The following is an 18,272-nucleotide window of genomic DNA, read 5'->3' as shown; positions in this document are numbered from 1 at the left end:
CTTAAGCAGTCTTGTCGGTCAGCAACGTTTCGTCGTCAACGCCTTCATCTGTCGCCACGGGTTCTTCGGCAAAGACTTCATGTTCATCCACTTCGTTGGCAGGTGGCAAACTGGTGACCGAATCGCTGGCTTTGAGCCGGAAGTTCAATAAACGTTCTTCCACGCCTTTCACGCTGTCGATGATGCTGGTCGAAGTGTGCGTCACTTCCTCCACCAGCGAGGCGTTTTGTTGTGTGATTTCGTTGATTTCCAACAATGAGTGGTTCACTTGCTCGATGCCGTGAGACTGGTGATTTAGCGAATCGTGCATGGCCGACATCATTGAAGAAATTTCATCAATGGCCTGAGCGTTTTCTTCAAAAGCTTTCTTGGTAAGTTCGCTGAGCTCGATGCCTTGCTTGACCTTTTTCAAACTTTTTTGGGTCACATCCTGAATGCTGTGTGCCGCGTCACCGGACTTGGACGCCAGATTACGAACTTCGGTTGCCACTACGGCAAATCCACGACCTTGTTCTCCGGCACGGGCCGCTTCAACCGCGGCATTCAACGCCAAAAGGTTGGTTTGGAAAGCGATGTCGTCGATTACTTGGGTGAAGCTGGCGATTTCTTCGCTAGCCGCTTCGATTTCGCTAATGGCTTCAACCATGCTGTTGACGATATTGACACCGGATAAGGTGTTCTCTTTGGCTTGGGAGCTTCGGTTATTGACCGTCGACGCATTGGACAGGGACTCATTGACCTGATTGATCATCTGTTGCATGTGGTTCATGGTGTTTTGAATCGCCTGTGCTTGTTGGTTGACGCGCTGGTTGAGGTCCTGATTGCCTAAGCTGATTTCCTGCACGCCGCTCACCGCATCGGAGGAGGCATTTTGCACGTCGGCCAGCATGTCGCTGATGTTGGCGGCCATGTCTTGCATGTTGTTTTTCAGTTCTTTCAATTTGCCTTCAAACTCCCCTTGGATTTCAAAAGCGAAGTTGCCTTGACGGAAATGATCCAATGTGTGGGATTTTTGGGTGATGGCCTCATCCAGCTTGTCGAGGGAGTTGTTCAAATAGGTTTTCAGTTGCGTTAAATCGCCCGGCATATCCAGTTCGATGCGTTTTGAGAAATCGCCTTTGTTCATCATCAGCATGACGTCCTTGACCGATTCGATGGCTTGGCGTTGAGTGGTCATGGCGTCGTTCAGGCTTTCGACCACTTTACGATACGCGCCCTGATATTGATCGGCCGATTCGCTGAAGGTCAAGTTGCCTTGTTGGATGGCTTCACTCATGTTTTGAATGGAGGACATGGTGTGGGAAATTTGGCTGACGGAATCGTTGAAGTTTTCTTTCAGACTGAGTAGGTCGCCGGCGTATTCTTTTTCGACGTGTCGATTGAATTGGCCGTGGGACAAGGCAGTGCCGACCTGTTGCAGCTCACCGGTAATGTGGCGGAAAGAACCGATCAGGTCGTTGATGCTGTTGCTCATATCCACCAGTTCGTTTTTGCCTTTGAGGGTTTTCCATTGCGCCAGTTCACCGCTCTGAGCAATGCGGGCGATGGTTTTCTTCATGCGATGCAACGGGCCGGTGATCGAGCTGACGACCAGCAGGTTCAATAAGAGAATCAAAATCAAACCAACCAGACTGAGCAGCCCTAAGCGGTAGATTTGTTCATTGGACAGTTGGTTCAGTTCCTGAATCAGGCCGGAAGTGGTTTGCTGAGATTCGGTGGAAAGGAAATTAATTTGCTGATTGGCCTGGTTGATCAGGGCAATCAGGGAGTTGTTGTTTTCAGTCTCCGTGTTCAGGTAATCTTTAATGTCTCCGAAGGATTCCTGAAAGCCGTCTCGTGCATTACTTAATTCGGATAGGGTGTCCATCCAGGCAAAATTGGAACCCAATTCATCGTTTAATACGCTCAAGTCGTTATCGGCGTCGTCTCCCAGGCCTTTTTGGTCAAACAGTTGGTTCAGGCTAGTGTCTTTGGTCGAGATAAGTTTGCCGAGCATCAATTGCGAGTCGGCCAGGCGTTTTTGCAGGTTCTTGACGGCGGAGAGCAAGGCCTCCGACTCTTGAATCTCAGAACTGTCGCTGAGGGTTTTGAGTGTGTTTTCCATGGTTTCGGCGGTTGGTGCAATGCCATATTCCAAGGTATTGTTGATTTCGTTTTTCAGGAAGACGTTGGAATTGGTGACTTTCTTATATTGTCGCAGCACCGTTTCAATGGTATGAATCACTTCCTGGTTTTCGGGAGACGTCAGTACGTTTAGCATCTGTTCGGTTTGCACCTTGAGTTCATCGATGGCTTGGTTGAACTTCTGGTTGGAGGCTTGGCTGCGCGTCAAAATGTATTCGTTCGACAATTGCGTGGTCAGAATCAGCGATTGCTGTAAATTGGCGATGCGACTGGTTTGTTCTTTCTGCAACCCGGAGAGCGCGTCGGCTTTGGTTTGCACGTCCGAGAGCGATTGCCAGCCGATATAGGCGATAGCGGACATGAATCCGATGGATAACAGCGTGTTGATGAACAGTCGTAGATTGATGGAAATGTAATTGAAAAACTTCATATCGCCTTGAATACCTGCTATGGAAATAACGGTTTCAGTATATAAAGGGAATGTGACAGCGGGATGAAATCTAAAAGCCAATGCCTGCGCTCATTTACTGAGTGCAGGAAGGCAAAGAAGAGAAAGGGGGTTATTTTGAAGCGCGGCGGGCGCGTACTCCGGTGGCCAGGTCTTCGAGCAGGGTCAAACTGGATTCCCAGCTGATGCAGGCATCGGTGATGCTTTGACCGTAGGTTAGAGGTTGACCGGAAACCACGTCCTGGCGACCTTCAATCAAATGACTTTCCACCATGGCGCCCATGATGTGGTCGGCTCCTTTACTGAGCTGGTCTCGAATCGATTGCGCAACGATAAGCTGTTTTTCATGTTGTTTGCTGCTGTTGGCATGGCTGCAGTCAATCATCAACTTTTTCTGAACACCCGCTTTTTCCAATTCGGATACGGCTTGGTTGACGCTGTCTTCATCGTAGTTCGGGCCGTCGTTCCCGCCGCGCAGGATGACGTGACAATCCGGGTTACCGGTGGTGGAGAAAATGGCGGAATGGCCCATTTTCGTCAAGGACAAGAAAATGTGCGGGTTGTTGGCCGCGCGAATGGCGTCCACGGCAATTTTAAAGCCACCGTCGGTGCCGTTCTTGAAACCGATTGGGCAGGAAAGCCCTGAAGCCAATTCACGGTGCCCCTGACTTTCAGTGGTGCGAGCACCGATGGCGCCCCAGGACACCAAATCGGCAACGTATTGCGGTGAAATCAAGTCCAGGAATTCAGTCGCGCAAGGCACGCCCATGTCGTTGATGTCCACTAGCAGGGATCGGGCTTCTTCCAATCCTTTGTTGATCTCAAACGATTCATTGAGATGCGGGTCATTGATCAGCCCTTTCCAGCCAACCGTCGTGCGCGGCTTTTCGAAGTAAACACGCATGACAATCAACAAATCTTTCTCGTAGTGAGCAATCTGTGTTTTCAGACGCTCAGCGTATTCGCGCGCGGCTTTGGTGTCATGAATGGAACAAGGCCCGATGATGACCAACAGACGATCGTCTTCACCGGTCAGAATGTTGTGAATCTGCTGACGGGTTTCGTACACTGTTTTCGACGCCGTTTCCGAAAGGGGAAACAGTTCGTGTAGAACTTGCGGTGGTCGAACTTCAGTGATCGTTTTTATGCGTAAATCGTCGGTCTGATACTGTGTCATCGTGCTTCTCTGGGTGTCAAATTCATTAACCGTAAAAACTGCATATTATGCCATTTTTGGGATGAAAAAGTTGGCTAAAAATCGGTCTTCGGAAACGGCAATGGATTCGATAGTTATTTTTTATGAATTTCTGCAGGATTTAATGGGTTTAAGGGTGGTTATTCGGGTGAGTTATGCTAGAATTCCCCGTTAATAAATTGAACATCTCAAGTCCTGATATTCGGAACTTTTTGGAAGAGACAGCAGTGCATTGTAAATACATTATTGAAGGCTATACCAACGAAGGCCGAAAATTTCGTCCCAGTGATTGGATCGATCGCATCGCATCGATGATGGCATCCTATGGTTCTTCGCATCGCCTGGTATTTTCTGAGCTACTTCATCCGGAATTGTATAAAGGGCAAAAGTGTCTGATTATCGATACCGAGTTGCAGACCAAAGATCCGGCGATGTTCGATTATGTGATGAACTTCGTGAAGTCGAACGACCTGAAAATGTCCGAAGTCTGTGATTCAATGGAGTCCGAATTGGGGTCCTAATCCCCGTTTCCTTGTTTTGCCCGTCTGTTTAGAGTTGTTGAATCAACTCGTTTCCAAACATTAAGCTGACCCAGCCGCCCAGTGCCAGAAATGGCCCGAACGGGAGTGGGCTATCAAACCGACGTTGTTTCAGTGCCACCAATAACAGTCCTACGATCAGGCTGCTGATGGAGGCAATCAGAATGATTTGCGGAATCGCCAAAACGCCGAACCAAGCACCAAGCGCCGCCAATAACTTGAAATCTCCGTAGCCCATGCCTTCTTTTCCAGTCAACCATTTGAAGGTTTGGAAAATCGTCCATAAAACCAGATAGCCAGTGGCGGCGCCCAGAATTGCTTGTTCGGGTGTTGTGAACAGCTGTTGGGTGTTGAGTATCAATCCCAGCCATAAAAGCGGTAAGCTGAGGGCGTCGAGAATCAGTTGGTGCTCGATGTCGATAATGGCGATGGCCAAGAGCATCCATAGGAAAATTAGGCCGTAAAGTGCTAGCCAGCTCACGCCGGTGTGATAGACCCATACAGCGGAAAGCAGCGCAGTGACCAGTTCTATGGCGGGATAGCGCCAGGCAATGGGCGCATTACAATGATGGCACTTGCCGCGGCCCCACAGCCAACTGAAAAGGGGAATTAAGCGATACCAGGGTAAAGGGGTATTGCATTTGGGGCAGGCCGAGCGGCTGAATGAAAGTCGCCTGAGTTGTTCTGAAACCGTTAAATGCAAGATGCGCGGCCAGCGCCACGTGAGCATGGAAAGAAAGCTTCCGACAATCAACCCGAGGACGGTGGCAAATACAACAGATTCTACCGGGTGGATTGCCAGCATTCGTTGGGATTAAGCCATTTTGAAAAGTTTTTCGAAGTTGACAACTTCAAAGACTTTCAAAATATGGTCTGATAAACCGGAAAGGGTGATGCGGTTGGCCTCTTCTCCCAAGTGGGTGCGAAGCTGCAACAACATGCCGAGACCACCGCTGTCGATTTGCGACGTTTGGCTGAAGTCGATGACGATGTCTTTGAATTCGTTTTCGCAATAAGCCGCCTGAAATTCCGCAAAAGAGTCGATGGTGAACTTGTCGCCGACATAGACCCAAAGCGTATCGCCTTTCAATTTACTGTTAATCATCTTTACGTATCCAGTTTTCAGTTCTCTTTAAGAGTCAGTATAGGGTAAAAATTTTTTAATTGAAAGCTTTCCGAATTGACCTTCGTCAAAAAAAGGGGGCTTAGTCGTTTTCGCTGTAGATGACGCAGTTGCGGTCGTTTTCCCAGACCGTCAAGCTGTGCATGGTCACCGTGTCGGATTGAATGCGGGATTCGATTTCGCGGTATAGAAACACGGCGATGTTTTCGGCCGTCGGGTTCAATTCCTTGAAGTAAGGGTGGTCGTTCAAAAACGTATGATCCAGTTCGGCGACGACTTGTTTTGCATGCTTTTTGATTTCCTTGAAATCCACCAGCATGCCGATTTCGTTCAATTTCGACCCCTGTACCTGCACTTCGATTTTCCAGTTATGGCCGTGCAGCTTCGCGCAATCCCCCGGATAGTTTTTCAGACTATGGGCCGCAGCGAAGTCAAGAAGGGTTTTGAGTACGAATTGTTGTGCCATATCGGGAATTGGATCCAGTGTTGTAAGTTGCGGACAATTATAGCAAATTTCCGTTTGAGATAAGGAAATTTGCAACCGGTTCCGAGTCGATTCAATGATCGCGGTCGGCGATGTATCGAATCAGGTTTTCCAGAAACGGACTGTCGATTTGCAGTTGCACCAGTCGGTTTTGGGCTTCTTGGATCAAGCTGTCCCGGAAAGCTTTGGCTTCGTTCAATCCCATTAATTTGGGATAGGTCGATTTGGCTTGCGCTTCGTCGCTGCCTTGCGGTTTTCCGAGCTGTTCGGTGGTGCTTTCGATGTCGAGAATGTCATCCTGTACCTGGAAGGCCAAACCGATCTTTTGACCTAAATCGGCCAGGCCTGGTCGAATGGCTTTATAGCGTGGAGAGGCCACGGCGCCCATCAACAAAGCCGCTTGAATCAACGCGCCGGTTTTCATTTCGTGAAGGCGCTGTAACGTCTCCAGTGGAATGGCGTGTCCGGTGGATTCAATATCCAGTACCTGGCCGCCGATCATGCCTTCCGGCCCCGCGGCATGCGCGAGAAGACGTAAGGCTTCCACTTGTGCCGTCGCCGGCAGGTGATTGTCGGTCAAGATGGCTTCGTAGGCGAGGGATTGTTGTGCATCGCCAACCAGGATGGCGGTGGCTTCATCGTACTGGATGTGGCAAGTCGGTTTCCCACGGCGGAGGTCATCGTCGTCCATAGCGGGCAAGTCGTCGTGTACCAATGAGTAGCAATGAATCAGTTCCAAAGCACAGGCACAGGCATCCAGCCGTTCAATCGGTGTGTCGAGGCTTTCGCCGACGGCATACAGCAACGCCGGACGAATACGTTTACCTTGGTTTAAGGTAGCGTATTGGATGGCTTCCAGCAGACGCGGTGGTGTCTGACGTGGCCGCTCTAGAAAAACGGACAGTTTTTGATGGATGCGTTCTTGGTAGGCAAACAGCGTGGTTTTCAAATGATCTCCCAGGCCTGGTCAATATTGAATATCAGTCGGCAGAAAGAAAAAAGGCTGCTCGAAGCAGCCTTTTCAGATTCCGTATTGAAATCGATTACAGTTCTTCACCGTGCTTGGACAGGTAATCCGCCACACCTTCCGGTGAATCTTTCATGCCATCGTCACCTTTGTTCCAACCGGCTGGGCAAACTTCACCGTGTTCTTCGTGGAATTGCAGGGCTTCAACCATACGAACCATTTCGTCAACGTTACGGCCCAATGGCAGGTCGTTGACCACTTGGTGACGCACGACGCCGTCTTTGTCGATCAGGAAAGCACCGCGAAGGGCGACATTGCCTGGGTGAACGATACCGTAAGCGTCCATGATGGAACCGCCTACATCGGCAACCAATGGGAATTTCACCGGCCCTAGGCCACCTTCGTTCACCGGCGTATTACGCCAGGCGTTGTGCGTGAATTGCGAGTCGATGGAAACACCGATGACTTCCGTGCCCAGTTCTTTGAACTTCTCAACACGGTGGTCGAAAGCCAGGATTTCGGATGGACAAACAAAAGTGAAATCCAGCGGGTAGAAGAAAACCACGGCGTATTTGCCTTCGATGTGACTTTTCAGATTGAAGTCGTCAACGATGGTGCCGTCGGCCAAAACCGCAGCAGCTGTGAAATCGGGCGCTTGTTTTGTAACGAGTACTGACATGTTTGAGTGTCCTTTTTAAAGTTTCAATTTTGAAGTGCAAATAGTATAGTCAATTTGTGACGGCTTGAAAACTGCTTTACAATCGAAACGTTTGTTTTGGCATTCGGCTTGTTTTGAATCGTTTGGGTAAGATTTGTTTAATCCTTTTAAAAACAAGGTCGATAACTACTGTATTAAAGTCTTTTAAAAGGAAATCCGGCTATGTTTATCGTCTATACACCCGAAGGACGCAACCGCATTCAACCCGGAGAATTAGCGCCGCAGTTGAAAGTGGCGCAGACCAAACGTGTCAATCCGGTCGGCCAATCGGAAATGGATCAGATGCACTTCGAAGAGGCGATGGCTCAGGTGCATGAAAAGACCCAACCGGCGGTCAAGGAATACCAGTCGATTCAAAGCAAGCACGAACGAAAACTGGTGGTGAAGGTCTATGAAATCATGACACAACCGGTGATTACGATTGGTGAAGAGACTTCTTTGGGGCAGGCCTGGCAAAAAATGGTCGAGTCGCACGTGCATCATTTGCCGGTGGTGGATGAAGTCGGCGAATTGGTCGGGCTGGTCTCCAGTCATGATATTTTGATGCGTGCCGTGGTGGGCGATAATGGCCAGTTGGATATTGGCGGCGAGGGATTGGTGACGGAAGTCATGACCGAGCAGGTGGTGACCACCAAGGCCGAGACGGATATTCGACGCGTGGCACAAGTGATGAGCGAATACAATCTAGGGTGTATTGTCATTATGTCCGACGCCGAGTCGATTCGCGGGATTGTCACACTGTCGGATATTGTGCGGCGGTTGTCGGAATCCCCGCCGCTGGAAATTTATGTTTAACCGTCCTGGTTGATGGCGCTGATCAATTCATCCAATACGATTCCGGCCTGATCGCTGTCGACCTGACAGGTGCCGGCTGCCCGGTGACCGCCGCCATTGTATTTCAGACACAATTCTCCCACATTGGTTTTGGAACTGCGGTCCAGAATCGATTTGCCGATGGCAAACACCGTATTTTGTTTTTGAAAGCCCCAAAGTATGTGAATGGAAATATTACACTGTGGATAGAGAGCGTAAATCATAAAACGGTTGGTGGGATGAATAATGTCTTCATTGCGTAAATCCAAGACCACCAAGTTGTCATGAACGGTTGAACAACGCTGGATCTGTTCCTTGGCTTGCGATTCGTGCTCAAAGTAGAGGTCAACGCGCTCTTTGACATCCGGCAAATTCAGAATTTCCTCGATGGTATGGTCACGACAGTAGTCGATCAATTCCATCATCAACTGATAGTTGGAAATGCGGAAATCTCGGAAACGGCCCAGCCCGGTACGGGCATCCATTAAATAGTTCAAAAGCGGCCAGCCGGTCGGGTTGAGAACTTCTTCGCGGCTGAATTGCGCGGCATCGCTTTTGTCGACGGCCTCCATAATGTCGTCGGAGACACGCGGAAAGGCCTTTTTACCACCGTAATAATCGTACACTACGCGTGCTGCGGAAGGCGCACTGGCGTCGATGATATGATTGTCGGTCTGGGCGTTGCGGACGCTTTCGCTTAAATGGTGATCGAAAGCCAGATGACAGCCTTTGACATAAGGGAGGTTGGTGGTGATGTCGTTCTCGGTGATTTCAATCTTACCATCCTGCATGTCCTTTGGATGGACGAACAAAATATCATCAATCAAATCGAGTTCTTTGAGTAGGACGGCACACACCAAACCGTCGAAATCACTGCGTGTAACCAAACGAAATGTCTTATCCGCCATGAAGGCCTCCTTGTCTTATAAGGTGTTTGGGTTGTTCAGAACATTTCGTTTAATTTAGCACAAATTGCGCGGATGGAAATTTAAGAATTTTCCTGCTGGGCTTTTTCCAAATCCTGACGGACTTTTTCCATGTCCAAATCGCACAATTGTTGGATGCCTTCTTCCAGGTTGCTTTCCGGAATCATGCCCGGGTTGGAGAAAACGACGATTTTTTCACGCATGAACACCAGCGTTGGAATGGAACGCACTTGGAACATCCCGGCCAGTTCTTGTTGTTCTTCCACGTTGACCTTGGCAAAAACGATGTCAGGGTGTTTTTCGGATACGGCTTCGAAAATCGGTGAAAACTGCTTGCATGGGCCACACCATTCCGCCCAGAAGTCCAGAATGACGATGTCATTGTTTTCGATAGTGGATTCAAAGTCTTCGATTTTCAGGTTGGTTACAGCCATTCTAGTCTCCTTGAGCTGGTTGATTGAACGGATTAAGCATCCGGGTTGGGATTGCCACCTTGCGTGAGCAGGGCGGGGTTCAGGTACTTGCGCAGAGTCTCTTCGTCGAGCTCCGTCATGGATTTGGCCACGTCCAAAACAGGTTGCCCTGTTTCGTAGGCTTTTTTCGCGATGGCGGCCCCGGTTTCGTAACCGACAACGCGGTTCAAAGCGGTGACCAGGATCGGATTGACTTTCAAGGCTTCTTGAATGTTTTGCGGATTGACGGTAAAGCCGGCAATGGCTTTTTCCGCCAGAACTTTGCCGGCATTGGCGGCGATTTCAATACTTTCCAACAGGTTGCGGGCAATCATCGGCAACATGACGTTCAGTTGGAAATTGCCGGCTTGTCCGCCCACGGTGATGGCGTTGTGGTTGCCCATGATTTGCGCCGCGACCATGCAAACGGCTTCCGGAATAACCGGATTGACCTTGCCGGGCATGATGGAGCTGCCCGGTTGCAGGGCCGGCAGTTGAATTTCGCCCAGGCCTGCCAAGGGGCCGGAGTTCATCCAGCGTAAGTCATTGGCGATTTTCATCAGACTGGTGGCCAGCACGTTCAGTTGTCCGCTGAGTTCCACGGCGGTGTCTTGCGAGCTGAGGCCGACGAACAGATTTTCCATCGGTTCGAAATGCACGGCGGTGATGGTGGACAGGTTGGCGCTCACCAAACGGCTGAATTCCGGGTCGGCGTTAATGCCGGTGCCGACCGCCGTGCCGCCTTGCGGTAAACGGTGCAGGCGGCTTTGAGTGTGCTTCAAACGTTCGATGTTGTCCAAAATCAGGTGGCGCCAGGCGGAAATTTCCTGGTCGAATCGAATCGGCGTGGCATCCATTAAATGGGTGCGGCCGGTTTTAACGGTTCCGGCCAGCTCGTGTTCTTTGGCTTCCAGGGTTTGAACCAATGCTTCCAGGCCTGGTAATAATTGCTCTTCGACGGCAATGGCGGCGGCGACATGAATGCTGGTCGGAATGACGTCGTTGGAGCTTTGGCTCATGTTGACGTCATCATTCGGGTGAATGTCCACTCCGGTCAGCTGTTTCGCCAGTGTGGCGATGACTTCGTTCATGTTCATGTTGGTGCTGGTGCCGGAGCCGGTCTGGAACACATCGATCGGGAAGTGTTCCAGATGTTTGCCTTGAATGATTTCTTTAGCGGCGGTTTGGATGGCGCTGGCTTTTTCGTCTGAAATCAAGCCCAGTTCGAGGTTGCTTTCCGAGCAGGCGAACTTGACGTAAGCCAGGGCTTGAATGAAGCTGGCGGGCATCGGTTGGCCGCTGATCGGGAAGTTGTCGATGGCTCTTTGGGTTTGGGCGCCGTAAAGGGCGGATTCGGGAACTTCCAAGATTCCCATACTGTCTTTTTCAATGCGATAGTTTTGTGTCATAGGAAGCGTCTTTGGCCTATTTTCGGGGGCTGGGGCGCTTTGGCGCCCTTTGCTGGTATCTGGTTAAATTTGTTGCTATTCTATCGTATTCATCTCAAAAATTATAGAAAGTGTCGTGAATGGATTTGGATAAAAATTTTCTGGGCGAAATGCTGCTCAATAAAACCCTTTGGTGGTGTCTGACCCAGGAAGGAGACGGGGTTCAATTTAAAGCCTCGCCCGCCTTGCAGGAAATGGTCGGGGCGGAGATTCTGGATTACGCCACGTTTCTATCTTACCTGATGCCGGAAAGTGCTCATTTGTTGGAGTATAAGTCCCGTGAGTTTATGGCGCGGCCGGAAGTGGATGAGCGTTTTTTGGTCGGCTTTAAAGTGGGTGAAAAAATCACCTGGTTGATTAATAAACTTCATTTGGCAAACCAAGGGCCGGGTGACTGCCGCGTACTGTATTCGACCTGTGTCGAAGTCTCGGAAATGTATGCGCTGGAAGAGCAGTTGATTGAATCCCACAGTCGCCTGATGATTGAGCAGCTTCGCGCCAAAGAAGAGATGGCGAAAAAAGAAGCCCAGATTTTGCAGCAGCAATACGACGATCAAACCCAGTTTTTGGCGATGCTCAGCCATGAGTTGCGCTCGCCGCTGATGGGTATGAACAGCTTGGTGTCGGTGGTCAAGAAAAAGCAACTTGCCAATGAAGACGCCTCCGACGACTTGAAAACCATGCGTTTGACCATCGAGCAGCTCAATTTTCTCATCAATGATATTTTGACGTTCGCCCAGACCGAATTCGGCTCGATTCAATTGAAGCCGACGGTTTTCGAGCTGGACCAACTCGGGGAGTACGTCAGTCACTTGACCAAGTCCATCGCGTCGGAGAAAGGCATTTTCGTTTCGTTCGCCATCAGCAGTCGTAACAATTGTTTTTACGGGGATTTGGTGCGGGTGTCTCAGATTCTGGTGAACCTGATTGTTAATGCCATCAAGTTCACCGACATCGGCGGGGTGTTTGTCGAAATTCGCGAACTGGACAATGAGTTGGAAATTCAGGTATCCGATTCCGGTGTGGGGATGGATGAGAAGGACCTGAAAAATATTTTCAAACCGTTTAAACAGTTGGATTCCGATGCCGGGCCGCGTTATGTCGGTTCCGGGTTGGGGTTGGCGATTGTGAAGACGCTGGTGGACTTGATGGGCGGTCGGACGTATGTCGAATCCACCAAAGGGGTTGGCAGCTTGTTTACCGTGAACTTGCCGATGGAAGTCAAATCCTGCCCGACGACGGAATTGGCAAGAGGCGATGAATGTGACACCTGTTCCGAGCTGGCGCTGAGCGACAATTTTCAGTGTGATTTCGATGTGTTGATTGCCGATGATTCCAAAATCAATCAAAAAGTGCTGGAAACCTTTTTGGAGCAGCTAGGCTGCCGGGTCGACCAAGCCCATGACGGCAACCAGGCCTGGACGAAATTCCAACAAAAGCCTTATGATTTCGTGTTTCTGGATATCCAGATGCCGGGCATGAGCGGGGCGGAAGTTTGTCAGAAGATTCGTGAACTGCCGGCCGAGGCGAAAACCGGTTTGCAGGGGGTTTTTGCGTTGACCGCGGCCCATACCGTCAATGAAGTCGAACAAATGGGAATTGAAATCGACCAAAGCATGTTTGACGAATGGGTGGAAAAACCCATTTCACAGGATAAGATCATCCATTTGTTGCATTGCAAGGAGCATCCGGCGGCCGAGCCGGAGCCGAAAGAAATGGCTTCGACAAATGGGTTGCAGGAGACGGAGTCTTTGGCTTCGCAAATACCGGAGCATTTGCAGCATTTGGTACCGCAGTTACTGGAAAGCACACATCAGGAAATCGCCGAGGTCCGTAAACTGTTATATGAAGTGGATGAGGCGGCGATTCGCAAGGTATTGCATCGGATGAAAGGGAATCTGATGCTGTTTAATGTGGGCGAACTGCTGGAGGCGGTGCGAGAGATGGAACGGATGGCCTCCTATCAAAACCGTGAAGATGTCGAAGCACGGCTGGTTCAATTGGAAAATCAATTACGGCAACTGGGGTAATTTTTCAATGAAATTTTTTTGAAACGGTCTATAATGACCCCAAATAAAGAAATTTTACTACGAACTTTTACTCCCAAAACTACAGAAGGATTTTCGCATGGCAAAAGCAAAACCTAAAGTTCTCTTGGCAGAAGATCATGATTTGGTTCGTGCCGGTTTTAAGTCCATCTTGGATTCCGACGGTACGGTCAAGGTGGTAGCCGAAGCTCAAGATGGTGAATCCACACTTGCTTTGATTGACGAAAAACAGCCGGATATTTTGATTATTGACCTGTCGATGCCTAAGTTGAGCGGCATGGCGGTGATCACGCACCTGAAAAAGAAAAAATACGATACCAAAGTCATCGTCTTGACGGCGGCCGAAGCGCCGAATGTCTGGAAAGAAGTACTGGATTTGGGGGTAGAAGGGATTGCGCTAAAATCGGTGTCGAAAGAAGAGCTGATTGGCGGTATCAAAAATGTGATTGCCGGTGAGGGTTTTGTACATTCCGATATTCAGCCAGGCCTGGAAGAATATAAAGCGGAATTGGCTGCACAACAAACCGACGACGTGGAGCTGGACGATAAGCCCAAGCGCCCGAAAAAGTTGTCGGTGCGTGAAAAACAGGTCATTAAACTGGTAGCCGAAGGTTATAAGACCAAAGACATTGCCGAAATGTTGGAGATCAGTGACCGAACGGTATCCAAACACCGCGAGAACATCATGACGAAACTCGGCATGACGGCTTCGGCGGAACTGGTGAACTATGCCAGTCACATCGGTTTGCTGAAAGTCGGATTGAACGAAATCCACTGATTGCAGTTAAAGCATTCGACATAAAAAAGGGGCTAATAAAAGCCCCTTTTTTTTGTTGTGATGAATGGTAGGCAGCGTTAAATCGCTTCCACCCATTCGGTCATCCATTCTTGCGCTTGTGGGTTCGGCGCTTCCATGAAACTCACCACGAAATTCTCACCCATGTCGGTCACCCCGATGGAGCGAGGGCGAACCGCCATGGCCTGAGGCACCGGCAATTTCATCCCAAAGCAAAAAATGATGTGCTTGGCTTCCAAAATATCCGGTGCCACTTCACCGTTGATATTTTTAGTGTGGGCGGCATGGTCGAAACGAGCGATGTACACTGCTTTTTCATTGCTGTTAATGCAGTCTTCCAAATAATTCAAAATGGCATCGACACTTTGATATTGGGTGTCGGACTTGGCAATGGTTTTCGAGAAAACCGGGTATTTGTCATGAAAAAGCGATTGTTCCATGTGGGTTCCTAATGTGTCATGTTGAAAAATTACTTGTACTGTCTGAGGTACAAGTGTTCGAAAAAGCGTTTCGCCAAGTGCATCAATCGACACGGTGGCAGCATCAAGGTGCCTTTTTCGGTTCGTTTGATGAGAACGCCGTGGGATAAGGTGTCGATAATGCACAACAGTTCGTGCTTAAAGGTTTTGAAGTTCGTTTGGCCTTGCAGTTCCGCCACCAGGTTGTGGGCCGCCGCTTCGGCTTGTAAATCGGCCATGTGCGCTTGTTTGGCTTGCCAGTCCGGGCCAGGGTAGCTGCCGGAGTCTCCGGCGACATAGGTTTTTTCCAAGCCGTCTACCTGACAGAACTCATTGGCTTTAATCAAACCACCTTCGGATTTGGCAATCTCGGAATTCTGCGACCAAGCCGGTCCGGTCATGCCTGGCATGAACAAAATCAAATCCGCTTCGAATTCGTCGCCTTCGGTGATGACTTTATTGGGTTCGAAGGCTTTCATTTTGTGGCCGAGGCGGGTTTGAATGCCTTTTTTGGCCATCATCTTCATGACGGCATCCGGTACCTTGTCACCCAAGCGTTTGCCAGGCTTCGGTGCCGGGTTGAAGAAAATCAGCTCAAATTGGTCTCGGCGGCCTTGTTTGCGTAGCAAGGTGTCGATGCCGAACAGGAATTCGAACATTGGGCCGCCGCGCATCGCGGACGGTTCTTTCGGATTGCCGCCGAAACCAATGGCGATGGTGCCGCCGGACATATTATCCAAACGTTCTTTGATTTTCTCGGCCGCTGGAATGCCTTCGCAGGGGGTGATGGCGTGTTCGATGCCCGGCAGTTTTTTAATAAAGCGCCCGCCGGAGGCAATGATCAGACCGTCGTTTTCAAAATCGCCTTGGTCGGTGTGTACGGTGCGACCATTGTTGGAAACGTCGGTGACGCTGGCCTGAATATATTCCACCGTTTGGCGATTGAAGTAGTTGGTCAGGTTGATGCGTAGGTCGTCGCCTTTTCGAAGGTTGGACGGAATCCAGATTAAACTTGGAAGATAAACCAATTCTTTGGACGGCGCGATCACCGTGATTCGTGCGTCTGGAGCCAGCTTGCGTGTTTTCTTGATGGCGGTAAGGGCGGCAAATCCTGTGCCGAGAATGGTAATGTTCATCTTGGTTTAATCCTTTTGTTTAAGGTTGGACAAAAATGGTATAGAAAAAATCTATATGGGTAAAATAAAATTTTATCTACTGTTGTGATAAAAAATAATTATGTTTCCGAGTGTTGCAGATTTCAGCACGCGAAATGCGTGACGTTATGAGTTTTGAAGTTTTAAGATTTCCTGGATTCAACTATTAACTGCAACACCCAGCTTTAATTTCTCAGCTTCAAGCATCTCCAGTGGAGTCTGAAAACCGTATCTCTTTCTGGGCCGATGGTTGAGCTTGTCCTCAACCCTTTGTATTTCTTCGTCTGTCACATCTTCAAAGGCCGTGCCTTTGGGGAAGTACTGGCGAATCAGACCGTTGGTATTCTCGTTCGTGCCACGCTCCCAGCTATGATATGGGCGTGCAAAAAAGAATGAACAGCCCATGGCTTGGCTGACCTTGTGGTGATGCGAGAACTCTTTGCCGTTATCTGACGTCGTGCTCTTGACTACCATGCCCGAGAACGCATCAATCATCGCACTGGCCGTCAGCTCTGCCGTGGAGCGCATGACTTTTCGAATGCGACTCAATCCAGTTTTTCGCTCAACTAACGTGACGAGCGTGGCCAGGCGTTTTCCCTGCACTGAGTCGGCCTCCCAGTCGCCCAGACGTTGGCGAGTATCAACAACGTCAGGCCGCTGCTCAATGCCGACCCGACCGATGATCCGGCCACGCCGATCCTGACTGCCATAGCGCCGCCGGGTTTTACGAACCTTGTGGCGAAGGTGCTTGTAAAGTTCGCCACCCTGAGCCTTGTCACGCAGCAGATACTGGTAAATCCATTCATGGCTGACTGTGACCGAATGCATTCTTGCCAGGTACCCCGATATCTGCTCAGGCGACCACTGATACTGCGTCAGATAATAATGCACCTGCTCAATGAGCCAGGCGTCTGTTATTCGTTGTTTATCAGCGTTCTTGCGCCGATCGTCTGCCTTATCCTGTGCCATCGGTGCCCAGTATTTACAGGGCGATTGCCGATTGCGTCTGAGCTCTCGGCTAATGGTTGAGGCGGCTCTGTTTAAGGCTTTGGCAATCTGCCTTAAGCTCAATCCCAGTTCAAAATGAAACTGAATATGGTATCGTTCTTCAATGGTCAACTGTCTGAACCGTGTCATCTTTGGCACCTGAATGTTTTGTGTGGGAACAACCATTCTAGGGCAGTTGGCCTCCACATCATTATTTTTCAGGTGTTGCGGTTATTATCTGAATTCAGGTTTCATTAAAGTACACTTATTTAACCTAGTCAACCTTATGGGTATTGACGTATACTTGAATCCACCTTACGGAATAGCGGCAATAGCCGGCTGGAATGGAACGCTCAGGCGATAATTAAAAAAATATAACAAATCCATTAACGTTTAAACGGAGAGTGTTTTATGAAGCAGTTAGTGAAATTATTTGGATTGGCCGTTTTGTTGGGCGCCAGCATGAGTGCACAAGCGGGGCTGTGGGGCAATGTCAAGGAAGACGCCGCCAAGGCTTGGGATGGCACGAAAGAAAACGCCTCCAAAGTGGCCGATGACGGTGAGGAAGCCTATGATGAAGGTAAGGATACTTCGCTTAAGGAAATCAAGGAAGAAATCAAAGAGCAGGGCGCCATGCCGGTCAAGCCGAAAGAGGATGAAGCCGGTATTCCGGTGGACTGATATCCATTGAGGCATTGTGTTTTGATTTGGAAAGCCGACAATTGTCGGCTTTCTTGTTTTTTGGGCGGGCAAAACGTGTAAAATAACCCTCAATTCAAGATAAGACGTGTGCCAAAACGGCGCGTGATGGAAGAGTCGATGAAAGCTATGAAACCTTATTTGAAATTGCTGTTGATTTTGCCGGTTTTGTTTGCGGTGACGGCCTGTGAAAAGGTCTCGAACACGGCGAAAAATATCCAGTCCGATTGGATTGGGTTGGATCGGAAAATCGAGATTTACAGTTGTTACACCGGTAAGGTGTTGAAGACCTATAAAGGCAGTGTGCGCCTGAACCCGGACGATAAAATCGGCGGTGCCACCTCGTTTTTGGTTGACGGTAAGAAACTGCACACCAATATGTGTTATGTGGTGACTGAAATCGGTATTAAAGAAGAGTCGTCGGTCGAGTCAGCGCCTTAAGCGTTTGCCATATTTTTATCTTTTTCAAACCCGGTCGGTTAAGCTTAACCGACCCTTTTAGAACCCTTGTTATGAGAAACATCTACGTGTTCAAACAATTTCCTTTCAAACTCTTTTTATTGTCAGGCCTGGCGATTTTGTTGGTGGGCTGTTCCGGTGTTCAAACCAAAGAAATCGGCGATGATACTTATCAGCTGGTGAATTTTTACAGTGAACCGCCACGCGATTTCGACAGTTTTACCATTGAAAGTGAAGCGGACGAACTCTGCCCGCTGGGCTATTTGGTGTTGACCAAAAATGCCGGCAAAGCGGCCGAATTCGGATATAACGATTTCAGTTGTGCCGCCGGGCAAAACTGTGATTACGTGCTTGAATGGCGTATTCATTGCGAAGAAAGAGCCAAGCCGGACTTCTCTGTTTTCGGTAAAACCTGATCGGCGGTTTGAGGCGCG

At 49.4% G+C, this 18,272-nt stretch carries 20 protein-coding genes; 7 read left to right on the top strand and 13 right to left on the bottom strand.

From position 1 onward, the window contains the following. Position 1 precedes the first annotated feature (1 nt). Positions 2–2,554 carry a methyl-accepting chemotaxis protein gene (locus EPV75_RS07565; RefSeq protein WP_128384979.1) on the bottom strand — a complete coding sequence of 851 codons (2,553 nt, stop codon included), beginning with the start codon at positions 2,552–2,554 and terminating at the stop codon, positions 2–4. A 130-nt stretch (positions 2,555–2,684) separates the two neighbouring features. Beyond that, entirely contained in the window at positions 2,685–3,749 is a 1,065-nt protein-coding gene (gene aroG / locus EPV75_RS07560; RefSeq protein WP_128384978.1) for a 3-deoxy-7-phosphoheptulonate synthase AroG, read from the bottom strand. 230 nt (positions 3,750–3,979) lie between these two features. On the opposite strand from aroG, the gene EPV75_RS07555 reads away from it, so the two are divergent. Further along, positions 3,980–4,288, top strand: coding sequence for a DUF3579 domain-containing protein (locus EPV75_RS07555; RefSeq protein WP_225972283.1), 309 nt, complete (start codon positions 3,980–3,982; stop codon positions 4,286–4,288). A gap of 28 nt (positions 4,289–4,316) precedes the next feature. Here the strand turns inward: EPV75_RS07555 and EPV75_RS07550 are convergent, their stop codons facing one another. From EPV75_RS07550 to EPV75_RS07530, 5 genes are all read right to left on the bottom strand, one after another. Then, on the bottom strand, positions 4,317–5,111 hold the full coding sequence (locus EPV75_RS07550) for a prepilin peptidase (protein WP_128384977.1): 795 nt from the start codon (positions 5,109–5,111) through the stop codon (positions 4,317–4,319). A gap of 9 nt (positions 5,112–5,120) precedes the next feature. Next, positions 5,121–5,411, bottom strand: coding sequence for an STAS domain-containing protein (locus EPV75_RS07545; protein WP_029938282.1), 291 nt, complete (start codon positions 5,409–5,411; stop codon positions 5,121–5,123). 100 nt (positions 5,412–5,511) lie between these two features. Next, positions 5,512–5,895 (bottom strand): 6-carboxytetrahydropterin synthase QueD, encoded by a 384-nt coding sequence (gene queD, locus EPV75_RS07540; protein ID WP_127119615.1) that lies wholly within the window; start codon positions 5,893–5,895, stop codon positions 5,512–5,514. Positions 5,896–5,986: 91 nt separating this feature from the next. After that, the gene (locus EPV75_RS07535; RefSeq protein ID WP_128384976.1) at positions 5,987–6,862 is read right to left on the bottom strand and encodes a polyprenyl synthetase family protein; all 876 of its coding nucleotides are present in this window, start codon (positions 6,860–6,862) and stop codon (positions 5,987–5,989) included. 94 nt (positions 6,863–6,956) lie between these two features. Continuing rightward, positions 6,957–7,559, bottom strand: a complete 603-nt coding sequence (locus EPV75_RS07530) for a peroxiredoxin (protein WP_029938279.1) — start codon at positions 7,557–7,559, stop codon at positions 6,957–6,959. Positions 7,560–7,760: 201 nt separating this feature from the next. On the opposite strand from EPV75_RS07530, the gene EPV75_RS07525 reads away from it, so the two are divergent. Next, positions 7,761–8,393: a CBS domain-containing protein gene (locus EPV75_RS07525; RefSeq protein WP_127119617.1), complete on the top strand. Its 633-nt coding sequence runs from the start codon at positions 7,761–7,763 to the stop codon at positions 8,391–8,393. On the opposite strand, the gene EPV75_RS07520 is transcribed toward EPV75_RS07525, so the two are convergent. The 3 genes from EPV75_RS07520 to EPV75_RS07510 all read right to left on the bottom strand — a co-directional run bounded on the left by EPV75_RS07520 (position 8,390) and on the right by EPV75_RS07510 (position 11,198). After that, the gene (locus tag EPV75_RS07520; RefSeq protein WP_029938277.1) at positions 8,390–9,319 is read right to left on the bottom strand and encodes an exopolyphosphatase; all 930 of its coding nucleotides are present in this window, start codon (positions 9,317–9,319) and stop codon (positions 8,390–8,392) included. The two genes, EPV75_RS07525 and EPV75_RS07520, sit on opposite strands and share 4 nt — an antisense overlap. Positions 9,320–9,399: 80 nt before the next feature. Continuing rightward, complete coding sequence (gene trxA / locus EPV75_RS07515; protein ID WP_029938276.1) at positions 9,400–9,771, bottom strand: thioredoxin; 372 nt, start codon at positions 9,769–9,771, stop codon at positions 9,400–9,402. 32 nt (positions 9,772–9,803) lie between these two features. Continuing rightward, positions 9,804–11,198, bottom strand: a complete 1,395-nt coding sequence (locus EPV75_RS07510) for a class II fumarate hydratase (protein ID WP_128384975.1) — start codon at positions 11,196–11,198, stop codon at positions 9,804–9,806. Between the two features lie 119 nt (positions 11,199–11,317). On the opposite strand from EPV75_RS07510, the gene EPV75_RS07505 reads away from it, so the two are divergent. After that, positions 11,318–13,267 (top strand): hybrid sensor histidine kinase/response regulator, encoded by a 1,950-nt coding sequence (locus EPV75_RS07505; protein WP_128384974.1) that lies wholly within the window; start codon positions 11,318–11,320, stop codon positions 13,265–13,267. Between the two features lie 97 nt (positions 13,268–13,364). Continuing rightward, positions 13,365–14,063 carry a response regulator gene (locus tag EPV75_RS07500; protein ID WP_128384973.1) on the top strand — a complete coding sequence of 233 codons (699 nt, stop codon included), beginning with the start codon at positions 13,365–13,367 and terminating at the stop codon, positions 14,061–14,063. Between the two features lie 77 nt (positions 14,064–14,140). Here the strand turns inward: EPV75_RS07500 and EPV75_RS07495 are convergent, their stop codons facing one another. The 3 genes from EPV75_RS07495 to EPV75_RS07485 form a co-directional block, all read right to left on the bottom strand. Then, positions 14,141–14,521, bottom strand: coding sequence for a DUF6858 family protein (locus tag EPV75_RS07495; RefSeq protein WP_128384972.1), 381 nt, complete (start codon positions 14,519–14,521; stop codon positions 14,141–14,143). A 29-nt stretch (positions 14,522–14,550) separates the two neighbouring features. Next, positions 14,551–15,675, bottom strand: coding sequence for an NAD(P)/FAD-dependent oxidoreductase (locus EPV75_RS07490; RefSeq protein ID WP_127119621.1), 1,125 nt, complete (start codon positions 15,673–15,675; stop codon positions 14,551–14,553). A gap of 177 nt (positions 15,676–15,852) precedes the next feature. Continuing rightward, positions 15,853–16,830 (bottom strand): IS30 family transposase, encoded by a 978-nt coding sequence (locus EPV75_RS07485; RefSeq protein WP_128384889.1) that lies wholly within the window; start codon positions 16,828–16,830, stop codon positions 15,853–15,855. A 261-nt stretch (positions 16,831–17,091) separates the two neighbouring features. Here EPV75_RS07485 and EPV75_RS07480 point away from each other — a divergent pair, with 261 nt between their 5' ends. The 3 genes from EPV75_RS07480 to EPV75_RS07470 all read left to right on the top strand — a co-directional run bounded on the left by EPV75_RS07480 (position 17,092) and on the right by EPV75_RS07470 (position 18,254). Beyond that, positions 17,092–17,361, top strand: coding sequence for a hypothetical protein (locus tag EPV75_RS07480; RefSeq protein WP_029938270.1), 270 nt, complete (start codon positions 17,092–17,094; stop codon positions 17,359–17,361). Positions 17,362–17,499: 138 nt separating this feature from the next. Continuing rightward, entirely contained in the window at positions 17,500–17,820 is a 321-nt protein-coding gene (locus EPV75_RS07475; protein WP_225972282.1) for a hypothetical protein, read from the top strand. A gap of 71 nt (positions 17,821–17,891) precedes the next feature. Beyond that, positions 17,892–18,254, top strand: a complete 363-nt coding sequence (locus EPV75_RS07470; protein ID WP_029938268.1) for a hypothetical protein — start codon at positions 17,892–17,894, stop codon at positions 18,252–18,254. Positions 18,255–18,272: the final 18 nt, after the last annotated feature.

It is taken from the genome of Hydrogenovibrio thermophilus, assembly GCF_004028275.1.
Lineage (GTDB): Bacteria > Pseudomonadota > Gammaproteobacteria > Thiomicrospirales > Thiomicrospiraceae > Hydrogenovibrio > Hydrogenovibrio thermophilus.
Note: the sequence above shows the minus strand (reverse complement) of the source record. Positions and strands in the feature narration are given on the sequence as shown.

Coding starts and splice junctions, on each gene's coding strand:
- aroG (WP_128384978.1), bottom strand. CDS start 3,749: ATGACACAGTATCAGACCGACGATTTACGCATAAAAACGATCACTGAA.
- EPV75_RS07470 (WP_029938268.1), top strand. CDS start 17,892: ATGAGAAACATCTACGTGTTCAAACAATTTCCTTTCAAACTCTTTTTA.
- EPV75_RS07500 (WP_128384973.1), top strand. CDS start 13,365: ATGGCAAAAGCAAAACCTAAAGTTCTCTTGGCAGAAGATCATGATTTG.
- trxA (WP_029938276.1), bottom strand. CDS start 9,771: ATGGCTGTAACCAACCTGAAAATCGAAGACTTTGAATCCACTATCGAA.
- EPV75_RS07495 (WP_128384972.1), bottom strand. CDS start 14,521: ATGGAACAATCGCTTTTTCATGACAAATACCCGGTTTTCTCGAAAACC.
- EPV75_RS07545 (WP_029938282.1), bottom strand. CDS start 5,411: ATGATTAACAGTAAATTGAAAGGCGATACGCTTTGGGTCTATGTCGGC.
- queD (WP_127119615.1), bottom strand. CDS start 5,895: ATGGCACAACAATTCGTACTCAAAACCCTTCTTGACTTCGCTGCGGCC.
- EPV75_RS07510 (WP_128384975.1), bottom strand. CDS start 11,198: ATGACACAAAACTATCGCATTGAAAAAGACAGTATGGGAATCTTGGAA.
- EPV75_RS07480 (WP_029938270.1), top strand. CDS start 17,092: ATGAAGCAGTTAGTGAAATTATTTGGATTGGCCGTTTTGTTGGGCGCC.
- EPV75_RS07485 (WP_128384889.1), bottom strand. CDS start 16,830: ATGACACGGTTCAGACAGTTGACCATTGAAGAACGATACCATATTCAG.
- EPV75_RS07550 (WP_128384977.1), bottom strand. CDS start 5,111: ATGCTGGCAATCCACCCGGTAGAATCTGTTGTATTTGCCACCGTCCTC.
- EPV75_RS07525 (WP_127119617.1), top strand. CDS start 7,761: ATGTTTATCGTCTATACACCCGAAGGACGCAACCGCATTCAACCCGGA.
- EPV75_RS07475 (WP_225972282.1), top strand. CDS start 17,500: ATGAAAGCTATGAAACCTTATTTGAAATTGCTGTTGATTTTGCCGGTT.
- EPV75_RS07505 (WP_128384974.1), top strand. CDS start 11,318: ATGGATTTGGATAAAAATTTTCTGGGCGAAATGCTGCTCAATAAAACC.
- EPV75_RS07490 (WP_127119621.1), bottom strand. CDS start 15,675: ATGAACATTACCATTCTCGGCACAGGATTTGCCGCCCTTACCGCCATC.
- EPV75_RS07530 (WP_029938279.1), bottom strand. CDS start 7,559: ATGTCAGTACTCGTTACAAAACAAGCGCCCGATTTCACAGCTGCTGCG.
- EPV75_RS07520 (WP_029938277.1), bottom strand. CDS start 9,319: ATGGCGGATAAGACATTTCGTTTGGTTACACGCAGTGATTTCGACGGT.
- EPV75_RS07565 (WP_128384979.1), bottom strand. CDS start 2,554: ATGAAGTTTTTCAATTACATTTCCATCAATCTACGACTGTTCATCAAC.